Source organism: Enterobacter sp. MGH 37 (assembly GCF_000534515.1).
Classification (GTDB): Bacteria; Pseudomonadota; Gammaproteobacteria; order Enterobacterales; family Enterobacteriaceae; genus Enterobacter; species Enterobacter kobei.
Genome location: NZ_KI973206.1, coordinates 202,401 through 202,609, shown reverse-complemented (window position 1 = coordinate 202,609; position 209 = coordinate 202,401). Strand labels below are relative to the sequence as shown.

Here is a 209-nt window from a genome sequence, read left to right as displayed (position 1 = left end):
TTGCGGGGGCCGGATTTGAACCGACGACCTTCGGGTTATGAGCCCGACGAGCTACCAGGCTGCTCCACCCCGCGTCCGTCTTTCTACTCTTGTAGAAACTTACTTCTTCAAATTTGATTGGTTGCGGGGGCCGGATTTGAACCGACGACCTTCGGGTTATGAGCCCGACGAGCTACCAGGCTGCTCCACCCCGCGTCCGTCTTTCTACT

The 209-nt window shown here is 57.4% G+C and carries 2 tRNA genes; both read right to left on the bottom strand.

Going from position 1 to position 209, the window contains the following annotated elements:
* A tRNA-Met gene (locus L383_RS10105) sits at nucleotides 1-74 on the bottom strand.
* 44 nt (nucleotides 75-118) lie between these two features.
* Nucleotides 119-195: transfer RNA gene (locus L383_RS10110), tRNA-Met, on the bottom strand.
* Nucleotides 196-209: the final 14 nt, after the last annotated feature.